At 55.6% G+C, this 19,381-nt stretch carries 15 protein-coding genes; 6 read left to right on the top strand and 9 right to left on the bottom strand.

What is annotated here, in order from left to right; translation table 11 throughout:
- Positions 1-200: 200 nt before the first annotated feature.
- The 4 genes from C4520_00860 to C4520_00845 form a co-directional block, all read right to left on the bottom strand.
- Entirely contained in the window at positions 201-1,484 is a 1,284-nt protein-coding gene (locus C4520_00860) for a DUF4976 domain-containing protein (protein RJP26295.1), read from the bottom strand.
- A gap of 100 nt (positions 1,485-1,584) precedes the next feature.
- The gene (locus C4520_00855; protein ID RJP26294.1) at positions 1,585-1,779 is read right to left on the bottom strand and encodes a hypothetical protein; all 195 of its coding nucleotides are present in this window, start codon (positions 1,777-1,779) and stop codon (positions 1,585-1,587) included.
- Positions 1,780-2,182: 403 nt separating this feature from the next.
- On the bottom strand, positions 2,183-3,598 hold the full coding sequence (locus C4520_00850; protein ID RJP26293.1) for a sigma-54-dependent Fis family transcriptional regulator: 1,416 nt from the start codon (positions 3,596-3,598) through the stop codon (positions 2,183-2,185).
- A 3-nt stretch (positions 3,599-3,601) separates the two neighbouring features.
- Positions 3,602-4,828: a GAF domain-containing protein gene (locus tag C4520_00845; protein RJP26292.1), complete on the bottom strand. Its 1,227-nt coding sequence runs from the start codon at positions 4,826-4,828 to the stop codon at positions 3,602-3,604.
- Positions 4,829-5,222: 394 nt separating this feature from the next.
- Between C4520_00845 and C4520_00840 the strand changes: the two genes are divergently transcribed.
- The 4 genes from C4520_00840 (at position 5,223) to C4520_00825 (ending at position 11,431) form a co-directional block, all read left to right on the top strand.
- Positions 5,223-5,903, top strand: a complete 681-nt coding sequence (locus C4520_00840; GenBank protein RJP26291.1) for a response regulator — start codon at positions 5,223-5,225, stop codon at positions 5,901-5,903.
- A gap of 66 nt (positions 5,904-5,969) precedes the next feature.
- Positions 5,970-6,488, top strand: a complete 519-nt coding sequence (gene nuoE / locus C4520_00835) for an NADH-quinone oxidoreductase subunit NuoE (protein ID RJP26290.1) — start codon at positions 5,970-5,972, stop codon at positions 6,486-6,488.
- A gap of 5 nt (positions 6,489-6,493) precedes the next feature.
- Positions 6,494-8,362 carry an NADH-quinone oxidoreductase subunit NuoF gene (gene nuoF, locus C4520_00830; GenBank protein ID RJP26289.1) on the top strand — a complete coding sequence of 623 codons (1,869 nt, stop codon included), beginning with the start codon at positions 6,494-6,496 and terminating at the stop codon, positions 8,360-8,362.
- A 138-nt stretch (positions 8,363-8,500) separates the two neighbouring features.
- Positions 8,501-11,431 (top strand): formate dehydrogenase subunit alpha, encoded by a 2,931-nt coding sequence (locus C4520_00825; protein RJP26288.1) that lies wholly within the window; start codon positions 8,501-8,503, stop codon positions 11,429-11,431.
- A gap of 154 nt (positions 11,432-11,585) precedes the next feature.
- Here the strand turns inward: C4520_00825 and C4520_00820 are convergent, their stop codons facing one another.
- A complete protein-coding gene (locus C4520_00820) occupies positions 11,586-11,888 on the bottom strand; it encodes a hypothetical protein (protein RJP26287.1) in 303 nt (100 codons plus the stop codon).
- Between the two features lie 155 nt (positions 11,889-12,043).
- Entirely contained in the window at positions 12,044-12,940 is an 897-nt protein-coding gene (locus tag C4520_00815) for a helix-turn-helix domain-containing protein (protein RJP26286.1), read from the bottom strand.
- Between the two features lie 185 nt (positions 12,941-13,125).
- Between C4520_00815 and C4520_00810 the strand changes: the two genes are divergently transcribed.
- Positions 13,126-14,547 carry a phenylacetate--CoA ligase family protein gene (locus C4520_00810; protein ID RJP26285.1) on the top strand — a complete coding sequence of 474 codons (1,422 nt, stop codon included), beginning with the start codon at positions 13,126-13,128 and terminating at the stop codon, positions 14,545-14,547.
- A 30-nt stretch (positions 14,548-14,577) separates the two neighbouring features.
- Here the strand turns inward: C4520_00810 and C4520_00805 are convergent, their stop codons facing one another.
- Positions 14,578-15,864 carry a DUF362 domain-containing protein gene (locus tag C4520_00805; GenBank protein ID RJP26284.1) on the bottom strand — a complete coding sequence of 429 codons (1,287 nt, stop codon included), beginning with the start codon at positions 15,862-15,864 and terminating at the stop codon, positions 14,578-14,580.
- A gap of 81 nt (positions 15,865-15,945) precedes the next feature.
- Entirely contained in the window at positions 15,946-16,158 is a 213-nt protein-coding gene (locus C4520_00800) for a hypothetical protein (protein ID RJP26283.1), read from the bottom strand.
- A 50-nt stretch (positions 16,159-16,208) separates the two neighbouring features.
- Between C4520_00800 and C4520_00795 the strand changes: the two genes are divergently transcribed.
- Positions 16,209-18,074, top strand: a complete 1,866-nt coding sequence (locus C4520_00795) for a YgiQ family radical SAM protein (protein ID RJP26282.1) — start codon at positions 16,209-16,211, stop codon at positions 18,072-18,074.
- A 565-nt stretch (positions 18,075-18,639) separates the two neighbouring features.
- Here the strand turns inward: C4520_00795 and C4520_00790 are convergent.
- Positions 18,640-19,381, bottom strand: a 742-nt coding sequence (locus tag C4520_00790) for a hypothetical protein (GenBank protein RJP26281.1), incomplete at its 5' end; no start/stop codon positions are given.

Below are 19,381 nucleotides of genomic sequence, written 5' to 3'. Positions count from 1 at the left end.
TCCAGGTCCTCCTGATTAGAATGGGTGGCTACTGCCCGTGGTGCCAGACGAGATTTCCACGATTTGACAGCTCTTAACTACTTAACTTAGTATAATTAAGGGGGATTTTAAAAATGTGTCATACCTCCTCTTTCGAAGGCGCTTAAGCAAATGGTATTTCCCTGCGGACTGTGGACTGTAACCTGTGGACTAGATTCCCCTCATTCAATAACCGGCGCGGCTTCCCCCGCCTCGACCATCCGCCGCACAAGACGCGCCCGCAGTTCCTCCGCGACTTTCCGGTGCGACTCCAGTCCAGCGAGATTCTCCAGTTCGTTCGGGTCCCTCTCCAGATCGTAGAGGAACTCCTCGCTGTACTTTTCCGATGCCGAATCAAACCACGGCTCCGCATCGCGCGCGATCACGCTGTATTTCCAGCGATGCGTGCGTATCGCGCGGCCTACCTGCGACTCGCTGATCTGAACAAAAACCTCTTCGGGCCACGGCTCCGGATCACCGCGGAACAACCGGAAAAGCGAGCGCCCCTGCATTTCCGGCGGGATCGGCAGACCGGCGGCATCAAGCAGCGTCGGCGGCAGATCAATCAGGCTCACCAGTTCCCGAATCCGGCCGCGGCCTTCAAAGCCCGGCCCCTGCAGAGCCGTCGGCACCCGGATCGAGCTCTCATGACACGAGCGCTTGTATTCCCAGTTCCGCGTCTTGAAATGACACCCGTGATCCGATGTAAACAGCACGATCGTCCGCTCTCTCATACCAAGGCTCTTCAGCGCGTCCAGCACCCGGCCAAGCGCCTCATCAAGCCGCTTGATGATGCCGAAGTAACCCGCCAGGTGTTCGCCGCTCGAGCCGCCGAGCGCCGCCAGATCGGGCGGAATCCAGCGATCGGCATACCGCTCGCGATAACCGTCGGGCGCAACATAATCGTCGATGTCATTCTGATGATGCGGATCGAGAAACGAGAGGAAGAGAAAGAATGGATGCTCCCGCTGCGCGTCAATGTAGCGGATCGCGGCGTCCGTCAACGCGTCCACGCGATAGCCGGGCAGCTTCACCGGCCTATTGTCGTTGTCGTATATGATCGTATCATACGGGCTCGACGTGAATTCGAGGAGGTTCGCGCCCAGCCAGTACTCATAGCCGCCTCTTTCGTTTTCGGGAACCGGGTCTCCGCTCGCCAGGTGCCATTTGCCGATGTAGGCCGTGCGATAGCCGCCGCTTCTGAAATGATGAGCCAGCGTCTTCATGTCTGGCGGAAGGACCAGCTCGTTGCGCCAGACGCCGGTCCTCGTCGGGTAGAGACCGGTCTGAAGCGACGAGCGCGCGGGCGCGCACACCGGCTGGCACGTGAATGAGTTGAAGACATGCGTGCCGTGCGCGGCAATATCGTCGAAATTCGGCGTCAGCCCGAGCGGATTCCCGTGCACGCCGGTCGTATCCCACCGCTGCTGATCCGTAAAGAAAACGATTACATTCGGCCGTCCCACTCTTCCCCCTCTCGATATCTTCGGCTTAACGATCCTTCCTGAATCAATATATCATATGTCAGGGAATCCAGCTTAATTGAACATCTAACCGAAGATGAGATTATTCGAACCGCGAATGCACGCCAATGCACGCGAATGAAGGTTTTGAAATGAGGATTCGATAACGGAAGGTGGATTTTTGGGCAGAGAAAAATAACTGCACCTTTCCGCAGAGAAGGAGACTTACGACAAGATTTCTTATCCGCAGATGAACGCCGATAAATGCCGATGTAGGGGCACGGCGTGACGCGCCCATTGATTCGTCCCGCCTCGCGGGATCATCTTGACCCCTCCGAAGGTATGATTCCCCCCTTACGAAAGGGGGAATGGTGTATGGCGGAATTCAAAGACTGGCGGGCGACCCACCAGGGTCGCCCCTACGGTGCATAGATTCTCCGGTCCCCGATTGAGTCCGGAATATGTTTTGGATTGTAACCAGAAAAGCTGTGTAATCCGCGATTCGTGGGTTTCGTGGGGCTTTCGTGGCGACTAATGCTTTTCTCTTCTTCTTCGCGGTTCTTCTTCTTGGTGGTTAGATTCTTTACGTCGTGGAAAGGACGCGTGTCACGCATTTCGTTTTCGGTGTGGATTTGCCGCGCTGTAAAAGTCCGAGAACATTCGTGGTGAAAGAATCAGGCATCCTGAAGAGCGGTTCCTGCTTAACTGATCTGTTTCTTCAGGTCTTTGGCTGAAATCTTATGCTTGCGCATGAGGGCGTGGAAATTGGGCCGTTGCATTCCGACGCTTTCCGCCGCGCGCGAGATGTTTCCGTTACACGCCTGGAGCGCCTTCAAAATAAATGCCTTCTGGATCTGGCCGAAGGTGGTTTCCAGAATATCCTTTTTTATCGCGTTCAGGTCCTCGATCGTCGACGGGATCGCGTCCGGCTTCAGCGACCGCTTCATCTGGAAATGATCGAGCAGATACACCAGATCCAGTGTCTCCGAATCCGACAGGATCACCAGCCGCTCGATCACGTTCTTGAGCTGCCGCACGTTGCCGGGCCAATCGTAATTCACCAGCGTTTCGAGCGCGTCATCGGTGAATCCATTGATTCGTTTGCCGGTCTTGCGGCAGAAATGTCTCAGGAAATGATAGGCGAGCATCGGAATGTCGTCTCTGCGCTCGCGCAGCGGCGGCAGGTATATCGGAAACACGTTCAGCCGGTAAAACAAATCTTCCCTGAAAACTCCCTCATCAACCAGCTTTCTCAGATCTTTGTTTGTGGCGGCAATGATCCGCGCGGTGCTCCTCTTGAACACGCTTGCGCCCACCGGCTTGTACTCGTGAGCTTCGAGCACCCGCAGAAGCTTCGCCTGGATATCGAGACTCACATTTGCGATGTCGTCAAGAAACAGCGTTCCCCCGTTGGCCGTCTCGAATATGCCGGTCTTGTTCTGTATTGCGCCGGTAAAGGCCCCTCTCACATGCCCGAAAAGCTCGCTCTCAAGAAGGCCCGGCGAAAGCGCGCTGCAGTCGACGGCCAGAAACTGTTTGGCTGCCCTCGGGCTGTGGGCGTGAATGGCGGCGGCGAAAAGCTCTTTTCCGGTCCCGCTCTCCCCGAAGATAAGGACCGTGCTGTCTGACGGCGCCATTTTTTGTATTTGATCAAAAATTCGCAGAATGGCCGGATTCGCTCCGACAATGTTGTTGAACCCGCTCCGGATCAGCAACTCCTGCCGCAGCGAGTAGTTTTCTTCGACCAGACGCTTGTTTTCAATTGCCTTTTCGACAGAGATTGACAATTGGTCGTCAGTGAACGGCTTGGTCAGATAATCAAAGGCGCCCAGCTTCATCGCCTCGACCGCGTTCGCGATCGTTGAATATCCGGTCATTACGACGACCGAGATGCGCGGTTTCTCCTTGCGGACCGCGCGCAATATCTCCATGCCGTCCATGTCCGGCAATTTCATGTCGAGCAGCACGACATCATACGAGCCGGTGCGCAACGCGTTCATGCCCGCTGTTCCCGTAGAACAACAGTCAACTGTCCGTTGCTCGCCGGCCAGTGTCAGTTGGCAGCCCTTGCAGATGATTTGTTCATCGTCTATGACAAGTATTGATACTTTTTCCATTTCTTACCCAAGTATCTCGATTGCGCTCTTGGCCGGAAGAAGCGGCAACTCGACTGTGAAACGGGCGCCGCGCCCGGCCTCGCTCGAAACCCTGATATGACCCTGATGCTTCTGTATAATGCCAAAACTCACCGCAAGCCCCAGTCCCGTACCGGACGCCTTGCTCGAGAAGAACGGCTCGAATATTCGCGGCAGATCCTCCGGAGGTATCCCGCACCCCGTATCTTCGATCTCGACGATCTCACTCTTCCCGTCCAGCCCGAAACGGCTCCGGATTGTGATCACGCCGCGCTCCTGGATGGCCTCCACCGCGTTCAACAGCAGATTCACAAAAACCTGCTCCATCTGGTTCGCATCTATAAGGATCTCGGCCATCCCCTCGGTCAACTGCTTCCGAATCTCAATGTGGTGAAGACGAAACTCGTTCTCAAGGATGCTGAGCGCCTTCTCAATGACCGAGTTGATATCCACCAGTTCTTTGTTCGGTTCACCCTCGCGCGAAAACTCCAGAAGCTCCTGAATGATCTTCCCACACCGCTGCGTCTCATGCACGATGATCTCCAGCCCCTCCCTCAGCGGGTTCTCCTGCGAGACCTTTTTCAATAGATTCGTGCTGTATAACAGAATCCCGGCAAGCGGATTGTTTATCTCATGGGCAATACCGGCAGCCATTCGCCCCAAAGCCGAAAGCTTCTCCGTCTGGATCGCCAGATGATCATACTGCGATCTCTGCGTCTCCATCACGCGCGCCTTTTCAATCGCGCACGCCCCGCACGTCGCACAGGTCACCAGAAAATTCAGTTCCTGCTTGGAAAGCTTGCGGATTTCCGTCAGATACACCCGGATTATTCCCACAATCTGATCCTTGATGCTCAACGGAACATCGACCATCATCCGGATGCCTTCTTCCCACGCCTGGCGCGGATGCTGCACCCGGGGATCATGCAGGATGTCGTCCATAATCACGATCTGGTTCAACTGGCAAAGGTCCATGATAATTTCCGGACGCGACAGTAGTTTGCTTGAAAGGTACAGATCGCCCAGGCCATAGGCCGCAGCCGCGTCAAATTCATTCTTTTCCAGATCGAATATGCGCACCAGCGCGCCCTTCGCCCCGATAACATCGGCGGCCTTCTTGGCGATCCACTTCAAAACCTCACTCACCTGATCGCTCGAATGCAGCGACGTCCGTATATCATGAAATGTATGTATATTTATTGACGAGTACATGGTGCTCTCCACTCACGACAAGAAAAAGGCGCCCTTTATTTCCTCTTTCTCACGTAAAAACTGCCTTCTGATCGCCCCAACAAACTTCATCCCTCCAGCCCCAAGCCCCCCAGGAAAAACGTCAGTGTAAAGACGCTACGGCTATATATTTTATTATACATCTGCCAGTCATCAATAACAACATCACTATTAACTCTTTCTCGGCGCCAAGGGTGTATGCAAGGCCATACAGACGATCCCGCTCTATATCGGCAAAATACCCATTTCAGCAGCAAAAATCGGTAAAAAACAACCAATTTCAGCTCTTTCTTCGCCGTTTTTCTTCGGCATCGTTCTTGCCCTATTGAGAGAAGTGAGAGAAACAGGTACACATGGGGTTACCTGAAAAGGAGTAATGACTATGAGCCCGGCAACGATGGAAAAAACAGCCGAAAAACCCCACATTTTGCTCGTTGAGGACGAAGTAAATGTGGGCAAAGGGCTTCAGATGGTTCTGCGAGAGGAAGGATATGAGGTCGCGCTGGCAATGACAGGCTTAGGCGCGCTTGAAACCTTCAGGAGCAACGGCTTTAGCCTTGTGGTGGCAGATCTCCGGCTGCCGGATATCGACGGCATGGACGTTCTTAAAGAGATCAGCATCGAGCGTCCCGAAACCAAGCTGCTCGTCATCACCGGCTATCCTTCTGTCGCCTCCGCGGTCAAGGCCGTGAAAATCGGTGTGATCGATTACCTGCGCAAACCCTTCACCGAGGACGAATTTAAGTCAGCCGTCGCTGCCGCCCTGAAATCGCGACAGGGGGCTTCGATGGAGCACCTTCTCACCGAGACCACCGAGGGCCGGCTGATTCAAAAACGGGAAGTGATCCGGGTCCTCGAGCGTACAGCGAAGGATTCCGAATTCTGGGGCGAACTTGTGGAAAAAGGTTCGCAAGCCCTCGAGGGCTACAAGCTCACGCGCCAAGCTAAAGCGGCGATACTGTCCGGCGATCTGGAATGGATTCGCAAGCATGTTGGCGAACTTACGCAAGAACAGCTCGCGTTCATAAACAAACGCCTCGAGCGAGAGGCATGGTAAGCCCCGGCTGTTCGAAATGAGTCCACTTCCAAGAGGAGCAAGCGCATGACACTAAGTGCTTTGGATATGATTACCAGCGACGATGGAAACGGCCGGGTCTCGGAGCTTTTGGCGGGATTCGACGGAAAACCTGCAAACCTGATCCCGATGCTGCAGATGGTGCAAAAGGAGTTTGGATATTTGCCCCAGAACGCGCTCCTTGAAATCGCGCGGCTGACCCGGCTTTCGCCCGCAAGCGTGTACGGCGTCGCTACCTTCTACGCCCAATTCAGGCTTCAGCCAATCGGAAAGTACATTATAAAAGTCTGCCGGGGCACCGCCTGTCACGTGAGCGGGTCCGACCTGCTCCTGGATCACATTCAGAACTACCTCCAGGTGACTCCGGGCCAGACCACGAAGGACGGGCTCTTCACATTGGAAACCGTCGCATGTTTCGGTTGCTGCGCTCTTGCGCCGGTGGTCGTAGTCAATGACCACGTCTACGCTCTCATGACTGCAGCCAAAACGACTGAGCTTTTGGACGAGCTTCGCCAGGCTGAATCAGGCGCCGGCGAAACTCTTGAAGTGAGTTGCCGGGAAGGATAATTGCCATGGACTTTGCCAGCATAAAGGCGAAAGCGGACACGTACTGGCGCGACCTCTCGAATCTCGAGCACCCCCTGATCCATATCGGCATGGGAACGTGCGGACGAGCGGCCGGCGCCGAAGCTGTACTCGCAACTATCGAGAGCACCCTCAAAGACATCGACCCGCTTGCACGCATCATCAAGGTGGGTTGCATCGGCATGTGTTATCTCGAGCCGATCATGGCCGTCCGAAAACCCGGCCGGCCGTTTATCTACTACGGCGATCTCACCCCCAAAAAAGCGGAACAAATACTTACAAGTTATCTGCTCAAGGATGATCCCAAGGCCGAATGGAGTATCTGTACTCTCGCCGAAAACTCGGCCAACGGAAATGGCTCCATTGACGGAATCCCCCGCTTTTCCGAGCTCCCGATGATTCGCCCCCAGGTCCGCATCGCCCTCCGGAACTGCGGGTTGATCGATCCCGAAAATATCGACGAGTATATCGCGCGCGGCGGATACAGCGGCCTCAACAAGGCTCTCTCGATGACCCCGGAGGCGGTCATCAAAGAGGTGAAAGAATCCGGCCTCAGAGGGCGCGGAGGCGCAGGTTTCCCGACCGGCTTGAAATGGGAGTTCGCCAGGAAGGCGCACGGCACACAAAAATACATCATCTGCAACGCCGATGAAGGCGACCCGGGCGCTTTCATGGACCGGTCACTGCTGGAGAGCGATCCGCACGCGGTTCTCGAAGGAATGGTTATCGGGGCGTATGCAATCGGGGCAAGCGAAGGATATATCTATATCCGCGCCGAATATCCGCTGGCCGTCGAACGGCTTGTGCTCGCCATCAAACAAATGCGCAAGTATGGCTTGCTCGGAAAGAATATCCTGGGCAGCGGCTTTAATTTCGAAATCAAAATAAAAGAAGGCGCCGGAGCTTTTGTATGCGGCGAGGAAACCGCTCTTATGGCGTCCATCGAGGGCGCCAGAGGCATGCCGCGCTCGCGCCCGCCTTTCCCCGCACAGGCGGGCCTCTGGGGAAAACCGACCAACATCAATAACGTCGAAACCTTCGGCAATGTTTCGGCGATCCTCGAGCGTGACGCCCGCTGGTACGCCTCATACGGCACCGAGAAAAGCCGCGGCACCAAAACCTTCTCGCTCGCCGGAAAAATCAACCGCACCGGTCTCATCGAAGTCCCGATGGGGATCAAACTCGAAGAGGTAATTAACGACATCGGGGGCGGCGTCCGAAAGGGCAAACGCCTGAAAGCGGTGCAAACCGGCGGCCCGTCCGGCGGCTGCATACCGGCGGAGCTGCTGCACCTCCCGGTCGATTACGAGTCGCTCGCGCAGGCCGGCTCAATCATGGGCTCCGGCGGTATGGTCGTGATGGACGAGGACACCTGCATCGTCGATATGGCCCGCTACTTCCTTGGCTTCACCAAGTCCGAATCGTGCGGCAAGTGCATGCCGTGCCGCCTGGGCATCAAACAGATGCTCGACGTCGTCCAGGACATCTGCGATGGAAATGGGCAGCCCGCCGATCTCGAACTGCTCGAGCGCGTCTGTGAGGCCGTCCAGAAAGGATCTTTGTGCGGCCTTGGACAAACCGCGCCGAATCCGGTAAAAACGACTCTTCGATACTTCATGCCGGAATACGAAAAGCATGTCATCGAAGGCAAATGTCCGGCCGGCGTCTGCAAGCATCTCTTTCATTATGAGATCGACCCCGATTCCTGCACCGGGTGCACCGCCTGCGCCCGCAAATGCCCGGTCGGAGCGATTACGGGCGAAAAGAAGCAACCCCACGCGATAGATCAGACACTGTGTACCAAATGCGGTACGTGCTATCAACTGTGCAAATTCGATAGTGTGATGGTGAAATAATGCCGAAGCTGAATGAAGCCTTGTCACAACAGTCGAGGCTGAAATATACGTGCTGTTCGCGCGCATCGTCTCAATACACGGACGTTCCCGCCTCTCCCGTAGGGGAGCGGCCTCGGACCTGATAAGGAGGAACGAGCGGTGAAGCAAATCTCACTTACAATAGATGGGCGCCGGGTCGAGGTCCCGCAAGGAGCAACGGTCCTGGATGCAATCGAGAAGGCCGGCCTCTATGTGCCGACACTGTGCCATGACCCTGAACTGAAACCGTACGGTGCGTGCCGCCTGTGCATTGTCCAGATCGAGGGAATGAGAGGTTTGCCCACGTCCTGCACCACACCGGCGCAGGAGGGGATGGTTGTGCACAGGGAGACCGAGGAAATCCGCAGGATTCGAAGGACCATCGTCGAACTGGCGATCGCAAATCATCCATACGACTGCCTCCTGTGCGAGAAGAACGATGAGTGCAAACTTCTGCAGGTGGCCCGGTACGTCGGCGTCCAGAAGAGTTCGCTCGAACGAATGCGGAAAGGGACCCTGGACAAACCAATTGACAGGTCGAACCCCGCCTTTAATTTTGATCCGAACAAGTGCATTCTCTGCGGAAAATGCGTCAGAGTCTGCAGTGAGCTGACTGGAGTCGGCGCGATCGATTTCGCCTTCAGAGGGAAGGATACCGTCGTTTCCACCTTCGGCAACCAGCCGCTTGCCCTCTCGCAATGCCAGAACTGCGGAGAGTGCCTCGAACATTGTCCCACCGGCGCCCTGTCGCCCAAATCCGCCCTCGCTCCCGAGCGCGAGGTTAAAACAATTTGTCCTTATTGCGGCGTCGGTTGCTCGATTTACCTCGGCGTTCGCGGGCGCGACATCGCTCGCGTGCGAAGCGCAAAGGAAAACGGCGTGAATCAGGAGGGGCTTTGCGTCAAGGGCCGGTTCGGCCTCGATTTCGTCAATCATCCCGACCGCCTCACCAGGCCGCTCATCCGGAAAGAGGGCGCGCCGAAGCAGGCGTTCAATGGCAACGCGAAAGAAATGTTTCGCGAGGCTGAATGGGACGAGGCGCTCGATCTGGTCGCGAAGAAGCTTGGTTCTATCCGCGAACAACACGGCCCGGATGCCATCGGAGTAATCAGCTCCGCCAAGTGCACAAATGAAGAAAATTACGTCGTCCAGAAATTTGCGCGCGCAGTCATTGGTACGAATAACGTTGATCATTGCGCTCGCCTGTGCCACGCTTCAACGGTGACGGCGGCGCTTGCCTCCTTCGGTTCCGGCGCAATGAGCAATTCCTTCTCCGATATCGAGCATGCGGATATGCTGTTTGTGATCGGCTCAAATACCACCGCATGCCACCCTATCGCCGGGAGACGGATCAAACGAGCCGCACGAACCAACGGCGCAAAGCTGCTGGTGGCGGACCCCCGCATAACTGAATTGGGCGAAATGGCCGACGTCTGCCTGAATCATTTTCCGGGCACCGATGTCGCTCTGCTCAATGGAATGATGCGACAAATTGTCGAATCGGGCCTTCATGACAAAAAATTCATCGAGACGCGCACGGAAGACTTCGAGCCGTTCCTCGAATCGCTCAAGCCGTACTCGCTGCAGTATGTCGAGGAAATCACCGGCGTCCCTGCTGAAAAGATAAAACAGGCGGCTCTGCTCTTCGGCAAAGCCAAGAGAGCGATCATCTTCTACGGCATGGGGATTACACAACACACGACCGGCACCGACAACGTGAAGGCGGTGGCCAATCTTCTGATGCTGACGGGAAACATGGGAAGAAGAGGAACCGGCTTCTCGCCGCTGCGCGGTCAGAATAACGTGCAGGGCTCGTGCGACATGGGCGCGCTTCCCAACGTCTTCCCCGGTTATCTGGCCGTCTCCAATGCGCAGGTCCGGGAGACCTTTGAGAACGCGTGGGGCGTAAAATTGAGCGATAAGCCCGGCCTCACCCTCACTGAAATGTTCGGCGCCATCCAGAGCGGACGGCTCAAGGCGATGTATATTATGGGAGAGAATCCCACCATGAGCGAGCCCGACGTTAACCACGCCAAGACCGCTCTCTCAAAACTCGATTTCCTCGTCGTTCAGGATCTGTTTCTGACGGGGACCGCGGAATATGCCGATGTCATTTTGCCTGCCACAAGCTTTGCCGAAAAGGACGGCACTTTCACCAATACGGAACGCCGAGTACAAACCGTTCGCAAAGCCATCGAGCCTCCCGGACAGGCCAAGGTGGATTGGGTGATTACCTGCGAAATCGCACAGCGGCTGGGATACCCGATGCATTATGAGTCGAGCGCGAAGATTATGGAGGAGATCGCGCAGTTGACCCCGATCTACGGCGGCATCCGTCATCAACGCCTGAACAACGGCGGCCTGCAATGGCCTTGCCCAAATGTGAAACACAAGGGGACTGAGATCCTTCACAAGAAACAATTCACGCGAGGACGCGGTAAATTCCATGTCCTCCATGACAAGCCGCCGGCGGAACTGCCCTCTCGCGCGTATCCGCTGGTCCTCACGACCGGCAGAATACTCGAACACTGGCATACGGGAAGCATGAGCCATCGCTCGAAAGTGCTCGAGGCGCTCCAGCCGGAGAGCAGCGTCGAGCTCAGCCCGGCCGATGCCGCTCAACTCGGCATCCGGGAGGGCGATATCGTCTCCCTCTCATCGCGGCGCGGAAAGGTTCAGACCAAGGCTAAAACAACCCCTCGCGTCAACCCGGGGCAAGCGTTCATGGCTTTCCATTGGCTCGATGCGCCGGCCAATCTTCTCACCAATCCGGTCTTCGATCCGGTCGCCAAAATCCCTGAATATAAAGTGGCCTCCGTCAAAGCCGTGCTCGCGGTGCTCGAACGGGCGGCCGAGGATAATGCCTTTCTCACCGCTCTCGCCGAGAATCCCGCAGGCGCCCTGATCGCCTACGATCTTTCCGCCGAACATAAAGAGGCCCTGCTGAACGCCGATTTCAAACGGATTGAGCAGTGGATCGGGCCGCTCGAGGATCGTCTGAGAACCTGGCTCGAATGCCGGCTCAAACAGGAGAAACTGTCAAAATCTTGATGATGAGGTCGTGATGAGGTTTCGGCGGCAATCCACCAGCCTAAATGCATGAATCGCCGCACGGCGGGCACATGTGTAGAAGTACGACATCGAGGGGCGCCCGAAGGCGCCCCTTTTATAATACCTTGCTTCGAAACCGGGGAAATCCTTTCGCCTACGCCGCATCTTTATCCAGTATTAAAAACCTGCCGCAGAATTCACAGGTATGAATGAAACCGTCGTGTCGGAACACTTCGTGCGTGTCCGGGTAGATCATGTTGCACCCGCTGCACATGCCATCCCGAAGAATAGCCACCCCGCTTCCTTTCCGCTCTTTCACTTTCAGATATCGCCTGAAAATCGAAGGGTCCAGATTCTCCCTGATTTCCTCGAGCACGGCGGCTCGATCAATCGCTTCCCCGTCGGTTTCCAACTCGTACAGCTTGAGAAGAAGCCTGATTTGAGCAGATTCTTTCATAATCGGCACTCCTTTCAGCTCGCCCTCAGGATCATCTGCCTTCGATTGAGACGGACCAGCTTCTCATGAAACAGAGACACTCGGATGCAACTGAACTTCTAATCAATTTGAGACGTCCTTCCCGGTTCTCGCCGGGTCACCGGTCGTCTCCTTATTCAGTACGGCAGGCACATCTCGGCCGACCTGAATATCGAAAGGACCTCCTTGTGCGCAGGCGCTTTCAGAATTCTCTCATAAATGCTGTTGTGGCTGAACAGCCTGGCGATCCGCGCCAGCAGCTTCAGATGCAATAACTCATCAGATCGAGGACCCGCCAAAATAAAAACCAAACGCACCGGCTTCTCGTCAATCGAACCGAAATCCAGACCTTCCGGCACCCGAAATAGAGCTACAATCATTCCTTCAAGCCCTGTCGAATATGCGTGCGGCACCGCAATTCCATGACCGATACCGGTGCTGGCCGCCTTCTCGCGCTGTAATAAATCCCCCAGAATCTTCCCCGCATCCAGCCCCTCTACTTGTTCGGCAAGTCGTTCGACTGCATATTCTAAAAATGTGCTCTTTTCCTCGACGCCTGTCAAGTCGAAAATCAATTTCTCCGTCAGGAATGGCCAGAGAAACGGCCCCAGAACCCCGTGGTTCTGGCCACGCGATCCGATCTCCTCGCCGTTTGACGCAGTCATTTTCCCGATAATCAGATTCAAACCCTCCAACCCATAGGCACTAACCAAGCCCGACAGCCGGGTAAAATCGCTCGAACGCATCCCCTTCTCTTTTGCAACATAAAGAAAATCCCTCACCTCAGGCACCGCCTGGATGTAGGAAACAAGGTCAGGATCCAGGTCCTGAGCCAATGAAAATAAGTATCCTTTTGGCAGACTTAACGCCTGCTCTATCTGCGCTATTCTCGCGGCTGTCGGCGGCGGCTGTTGCCCGTTCTCGATCATGCTGAGATAACTCGGGGAGATATCGATACTCCTGGATAATTCCCTCAACCCAATTCCCGCCTCTATTCGCAGGGTTTTCAGCAGATATCCGAAATTCACTTCCATCCACCTCCTCGTTCAGTGTTCACTAAACAATATACATCGACGGGCCCGCCGTGTCAAGTAAAATCGGCAACATACCCCCAGGCAATCCCCTCCAAAACTGCGCCTTCTGGCAATCGGAGGCTGCGGCATGCATAGTATATTTATTTAAAAAGTCCGGCTGCTTACGTCCTCCGAATGAGATAAATATGCAACGAGTTTACGAACGGCTGTATTCGCTGCTCCCGCCCTTCGCGCAATCGCTCCTCGTCACCCTTTATGCAGTCCGAATCCATCTCGAGCGATACGGTCCCGAATTTCGCGAACAACTCGAAGAGCTGGAGAAGACCCAATGGCTTTCTTCTAATGAACTGGCAGAGTATCAGAATCAGAAACTGCAACTGCTCGTGGAGCACGCCTATGAAAACGTTCCGTATTACCGGCGCCTCATGGACCAGCGAAAACTCGATCCGGCAGATATCAAGACAAGCCAGGATCTCCGCAAACTGCCGGTGCTGACGAGAGATGACGTCAGGAAACATAAGCACGAGCTTCTTTCCAGCGCCTACCGCAAGAAACAGCTCGCCCACGGGCACACGAGCGGCACCACCGGCTCGCCCCTCGAGTTCTTCTGGGACAGGAAGATGTGCGCCTTCAACAACGCGGCCTACTGGAGACAGGCTCGATGGGCAGGTCTCCGGTACGGCGACAAATTCGCAGTCGCTCTCGGCAGGATCGTGTGCCCGACCACCCGAAAAAAGCCGCCGTTCTGGCGCATGAATTACCTGGATAACCAACTCTGGATTTCCTCATTCCACCTCAACGAGGAGAATCTGCCGTGCTACATCCGCAAGCTGCGGGAATTCAAGCCGATGGCCCTCGAATGTTATCCGTCCACCGGATATATCATCGCGAAATACCTGGAGAGCCGAAGGGAAACGCTCCCGCTGAAAGCCGTGCTTACATCCTCCGAGACGCTGTTCCCGTTCCAGAAGGAAACGATCGAGAAATCCTTCGATTGCCGCGTGTATGACTATTACGGAATGGCCGAGCGCGTGGTTTTCGCGACCGAGTGCGACAGGCACGAGGGCCGTCATCTCAACCTGGAGTATGGAATCTGCGAGATACTCGATTCAGACGGCATTCCGGTAGTAGACGGCAAGGAAGGATATGTCGTCGGCACAAGCCTGCACAATTACGCGATGCCTTTCATCAGATACCAGACCAGCGACATTTCCGCAATCAGGAAGAAATCCTGCTCGTGCGGAAGGGCGCTCCCGCTCATACAAGACGTCACAACGAAGGCGGAGGATATCATCGTAACGCCCGCGGGGAACTTAATCTCGCCTTCCGTTTTGACGCATCCGTTCAAACCGCTGAAGACGATCAAGATGTCTCAGATTATCCAGGACAGGGTCGACCACATTCTGATCAAAATCGTTGCTGAGCCGCGATTCTCACGGCGGGAGGCCAATGCGCTTCTTGTCGAATTCCGCAAACGGGTGGGTTCGGACATGCAGGTGGACTTGCAGGAGGTATCCGAAATTCCGCGGACTGCCGCGGGCAAGTTTAAATGGGTGATATCGACGGCGCCGATAAACTTTAAGCACGAGAAGCAAAGGGTGCTGTGAATCTGTCCGCTGCCGGAGCGGTTCTCGACCTCATCGAAAAGATCTCGACGCCTTCGCAGAAGCTTCCATCGCAGAATAAAAAATCATCTTCGAAATATTCGTAACATCGAACGCCGGGCTCTTCATCCCGAACTTGCGCAGCAAGAGCACTGCCAGGTCCCGCACCTTGACGGGACAACTTTTTATCCGGATGATTCTCCCGCACTCGAGGCGTCCCTCGACGTCGGAACAAGTCCCGATCAGCGCCACCGGCTGGCCCGGATGGATCACGTCGCCCTTATAATAACCCATCACAATGGCGCCCGCCTTTGCGCCCGCGAGATTGCCCGGATATTTCTTCTCAGCGGTTCCGAGCACTCCCTTTATGGAACAGATGCAGCCGCCGTAACAGATGTTGCCGGTCTTCGGATTCACGCCTTCATAAAACTTGATGGGTGTTTTGAGCTTCTGCAAATCCTGGAACGCCGACTCGATATCCTTCGTCTTTGCGGCCAGGTCGTCGATGCTTAAATCGCCTGTGACTTCTATATCATTGATATCGAGCGAGCCATAGCCGCGCTCTCTCGCCTCGACCAGGTGCGCAACTTCCTCGGGCTGATAATTCAGAATCCGGGCGGCGACCACGTCGGCCGCCACCGGATCGTTCGAGATCAGGATCGCGCCAAGGTGAAAAGGATACGGGCTCGATTCGAACCCGTGCCCGATCATGACCGCATCCGTCACAATCAGGTTTGGCCAGCCGAATTCGAGCAGGTCCACAACCTTTTCGTTCAGCCGGTCATCGTGATAAAGGAACCGCTCCTTGTGCGTTAGGATCCCGATATTCAGTTTCAGGGCGTTCGTGATCTGGCAGACAATGTGATACTTCAGCTTCGGCATCCATATCTTGTAATCGGCTTCATGCAGCGACCGCGCCGCCAGGAACGTCTTGTGCCACTTCGCGCGCGCCAATGTGATTTCCTTTGTCTTCTCCTCGTTGAAATTCCGCAGCGGAATCCCGATGTTTCTCGCCATCCTCGCGTAGCCCGAATCCGCGAAGAACGCCCGCGTCGGCACTCCGATTGCGCCGGACTCGCCAATGGTTATCTGCGAGCCTGCCGATGTTTCGCGCAGTACATCGACCATCGCTTCCACTATCGGCGGCGCAGTATAAGAATGATGTATGTACTCGGTGTTTGCGGTCACCACGTTCGGCTTGATCAATATCCTTCCTCGCGGCTGCTCGCCCAACTCCGCGATACCGTCTCTGATTATCTCCCTCATGCGAATCGGATTGTATTCTTCGCATCTTCTGAGGATGACTTTGCGCTTCTTCATTTCGCTTTCCTTGTGGAATGGTAATGGGTTCGACGGGATTCCGTTTCAATGGAAAAGTATATCTCATTGAACCTTTAAATTCTACGCTTGAGCGCGGTGCACCAGCCAGGTCGGCACATCATTTGGCTTCGACTTCGGCGCCAGCCCGCCCCTAGCCGCTTCTCCCCCTTCGACAAAGGGGGACAGGGGGGATTTTCTCCGCGGCCATACGGCCCGGTTCTCCATCGACGTCATTGGCGTCTTCGAAATGCGAACCCCCTCCATGATCTCCGAGCACCTGATCCCGGTCTGCATTCGCTCATCATCCCTTGAATAAACCGCAGGTAACATAGTAAACTTAATGTATGCAAAGTGGCATCTCTCATAAAGATCCAAAGCTTTTTCTTCCCGCGACTCCCGAAGAAATGCAGCTACTCGGCTGGAAGCAGGCCGATATCATTCTTGTCACGGCCGATGCGTACGTCGATCATCCGGCCTTCGGCGTCGCTCTGATCGGACGATTCCTCGAGAAACTCGGCTATCGTGTCGCCATCCTCGCCCAACCCGATTGGAGGAGCGCGGACGCTTTCAAAGCCTTCGGGCCGCCGCGGCTGTTCTGGGGGATCACTTCGGGCGCGATCGATTCGCGCCTGAACGACTACGCCTCGATGCGCCATCGCAGGAAAAAGGACCTCTACGGCCCGGGCGGCGTTCCCGGCCTGCGGCCGCCGCGCCCCCTTCTCGTCTATTCAGCCCGCGCGCGCGAGGCTTTCAAGGGCATCCCGATCGTGCTGGGCGGACTCGAAGCCAGCATCCGCCGCCTGGTTCATTATGATTACATCGAGGACAAGCTGAAGCGCTCGGTTCTGGTCGACGCGAAGGCCGACCTGCTGGTGCATGGAATGGGCGAGCGCGCCATAAAGGAAATTGCCGGTCGCCTCGCTGCCGACGAATCAATCGAACACATAACCGATATTCCTGGCACCGCCTACCGGCTCTTGAGCGGGATGAAAGCGCCGGAAGAAGTCGTCAGCTTGCCTTCGCTCTCGCAGCAGAATGAAAATCCGGAAGAAGTGATGGCTGCTCAATTGGCGTACCAGGCCCAAGCTTACCTGAACGGCAGGCCAGTGGTCCAGGAACAGGACCCGGGCGCAATTGTGGTGATGCCGCCGTCTCAGCCCCTGGGCGAGGAAGAGCTGGATCAGCTTTACGATCTGCCGTTCACGCGCAAATGGCATCCTCGCTACGACACCCTCGGCGGAGTTCCCGCGCTCGAGCCGGTGCTGTTCTCAATCACGACCCACCGAGGCTGTTTCGGCGGGTGCTCGTTCTGCTCCATTCACCTGCATCAGGGAAAACAAATCTGCTCGCGCTCGATTGAGAGTCTTCTCTCGGAGGCGGAATCGTTTCGCCGGCATCCGGAATTTCGCGGCACGATCAGCGATCTGGGCGGGCCAACCTCAAATATGTATGGGATGAGATGCGGGCAATCCAGCGCCTGCAACCGCACCAGTTGCATTTGGCCGTCGCAATGCAAACACCTGGTCGCCGATGCCGGACCGCTCTTAAAGATGATGCAAACTTTCCAGAAATGGAAAGAACAGCAATCGCTGAATGTGTTTGTCGCGTCGGGCATCCGCCATGATCTGGCACTGCAGAGCGGCGAGTATATTCAGATGCTGGCCCGCGATTTCGTTGGCGGTCATCTGAAAGTGGCGCCCGAGCATTATTGCCCGAATGTGCTCGCCCTGATGAACAAGCCGCCATTCGAGCTGTTCGAGGAATTCGAGACGCGCTTCCAGGAGGCGTCGCGTCGCGCCGGCAAGGAACAATACATCGTGCCCTATTTCGTCAGCTCGCATCCCGGCTGCACGGTTGAAAACGCGCTCGCGCTCACCGAATATCTCGTCTCGCGCTCGTGGCGCCCGCGGCAGGTGCAGGATTTCGTACCGATCCCGCTCACCGCTTCAGCGGCGATGTACGCATCGGGCCGGGACCCCAAAGGAAAGAAGATATTCGTCGCCCGAGGCCATAAGGAAAAAGTCCTTCAGGCCGCTCTGCTGCAGTACTATGAGCCGAAGAATGAGAAAGCGATTGCCGATTTCCTTAGCCGTGCTCACCGACTCGATCTGCTCAAACGGATCGGGCAGCTTCGAAACCGTGCATCCCCGGATACCGTCGTTTCCTCGCGCGCCCGAAAGAAGAAATCCGGCCGGCCATCTCGCCGCTGAGCGCAGCGCCTAAGCTCACCACCCTCTTTTGTCATTCTGACCCCGCGTCTCGCGGGGGAAGAATCTCTCTTTTTTCACCACGAATTCGCACCAATTAGACGAATTCTTGAAACCGCAAATGCACACGGATGCACGCTGCTTTCTACCATGGTGTACGAGCAACATCACGGCTCGTAGGGGCACGGCGGGCCGTGCCCGTTGATTCATCCCGACCCCGCCATACACCATCCCCCCTTTGACAAAGGGAGACTGAGGGGGATTTCTCCCTTCTTCCTTGCGTCTCGCGGGGGAAGAATCTCTATCTCAACCGCCGATACACGCCGATGACCTACCATCGCGATTCGTTGAGCGAAGCGAAATCCCGCGCCTCGCGGGATCATCCTGAGCCTTGCTTCTTAGTCACGCTTTAGCGTGATCGAAGGATCTCTCTTCTCCGCGCACGACACCGCCAACGAGGATCCAGCTAAAGAGGGCCCATCCGCAGATTTCTTTAGACCGAAAAAACACATCCACAGGAGCAAACAGAGGAAACGGAGAGAGCTGCTTCTCTTCAAAATCTACTTACCTAGCTGCAGATGTAATCAAAGCAAATCAGCCGCAAATCTTCACGGCGCAGCTCGGGGGCGGTTTCAATGCGGGCATCCGCGATCGAGCCGTATCTCTCCGCCATTGATGAGATGTTATCGAGGAAAGAAACGATATCAGATGAATGTTGAAATTCCGCATGCAGTTTCTTGAGCTCTTTCACCAGAGGCGACGAGAAGGGGTGCCCAAGGAACCGGATGGCCCGCGTCGCCTTTTGCCGATTGACGTCGGGATGGTTGAGATACCCTTGAAGAGTGGTGGCGATCACCTGTTGAGCGGGGTCAACCGTTTTGGGAACAGCCTGCAGGCTGCGCTGCTCCTGGTGGGTCTTCAGAATGTTCTCGATTATTTTCTCCTGTATTTTGAAGACTTCATAATCTGCAACGACTCGGGGCGTATCTTTGTCGCATGCGATGAGGCTGGAGATGAGGTAGCGGTTGTCAATTATCTCTTTTCGATTCAGATCGTAATATTTCCAGAAGTGCTTCTTGTCCTTCTCCTCGCCCGCCTGGAAAGAGAAAAACAACCCTTTCTCGCCGCGTTTTGCCAGACCGGAATGAATCCCATCGGGCAGGTCTTCGATTGCCTCTCTGCCCTCTGCATCGAGGACGGACCTGAGGTGCTGCAGCATGTATTCGCTGCTCGCCAATTGAGTGAATCGCTCTTCCTCGTCGATGACCGTTCCATCCTCGGCCTGGATTCTCCTTAAGGTATTGAAATTG

This window comes from Candidatus Abyssobacteria bacterium SURF_5 (assembly GCA_003598085.1).
In the GTDB taxonomy this organism is placed as follows: domain Bacteria; phylum Abyssobacteria; class SURF-5; order SURF-5; family SURF-5; genus SURF-5.
Note: the sequence above shows the minus strand (reverse complement) of the source record. Positions and strands in the feature narration are given on the sequence as shown.

Bases quoted from the DNA above. Each gene is read 5' to 3' on its own strand.
- C4520_00810 (RJP26285.1), top strand. From the start codon at position 13,126: ATGCAACGAGTTTACGAACGGCTGTATTCGCTGCTCCCGCCCTTCGCG.
- C4520_00845 (RJP26292.1), bottom strand. From the start codon at position 4,828: ATGTACTCGTCAATAAATATACATACATTTCATGATATACGGACGTCG.
- C4520_00795 (RJP26282.1), top strand. From the start codon at position 16,209: ATGCAAAGTGGCATCTCTCATAAAGATCCAAAGCTTTTTCTTCCCGCG.
- C4520_00850 (RJP26293.1), bottom strand. From the start codon at position 3,598: ATGGAAAAAGTATCAATACTTGTCATAGACGATGAACAAATCATCTGC.
- C4520_00820 (RJP26287.1), bottom strand. From the start codon at position 11,888: ATGAAAGAATCTGCTCAAATCAGGCTTCTTCTCAAGCTGTACGAGTTG.
- nuoE (RJP26290.1), top strand. From the start codon at position 5,970: ATGATTACCAGCGACGATGGAAACGGCCGGGTCTCGGAGCTTTTGGCG.
- C4520_00855 (RJP26294.1), bottom strand. From the start codon at position 1,779: ATGGGCGCGTCACGCCGTGCCCCTACATCGGCATTTATCGGCGTTCAT.
- C4520_00800 (RJP26283.1), bottom strand. From the start codon at position 16,158: ATGCAGACCGGGATCAGGTGCTCGGAGATCATGGAGGGGGTTCGCATT.
- C4520_00840 (RJP26291.1), top strand. From the start codon at position 5,223: ATGACTATGAGCCCGGCAACGATGGAAAAAACAGCCGAAAAACCCCAC.
- nuoF (RJP26289.1), top strand. From the start codon at position 6,494: ATGGACTTTGCCAGCATAAAGGCGAAAGCGGACACGTACTGGCGCGAC.
- C4520_00805 (RJP26284.1), bottom strand. From the start codon at position 15,864: ATGAAGAAGCGCAAAGTCATCCTCAGAAGATGCGAAGAATACAATCCG.
- C4520_00815 (RJP26286.1), bottom strand. From the start codon at position 12,940: ATGGAAGTGAATTTCGGATATCTGCTGAAAACCCTGCGAATAGAGGCG.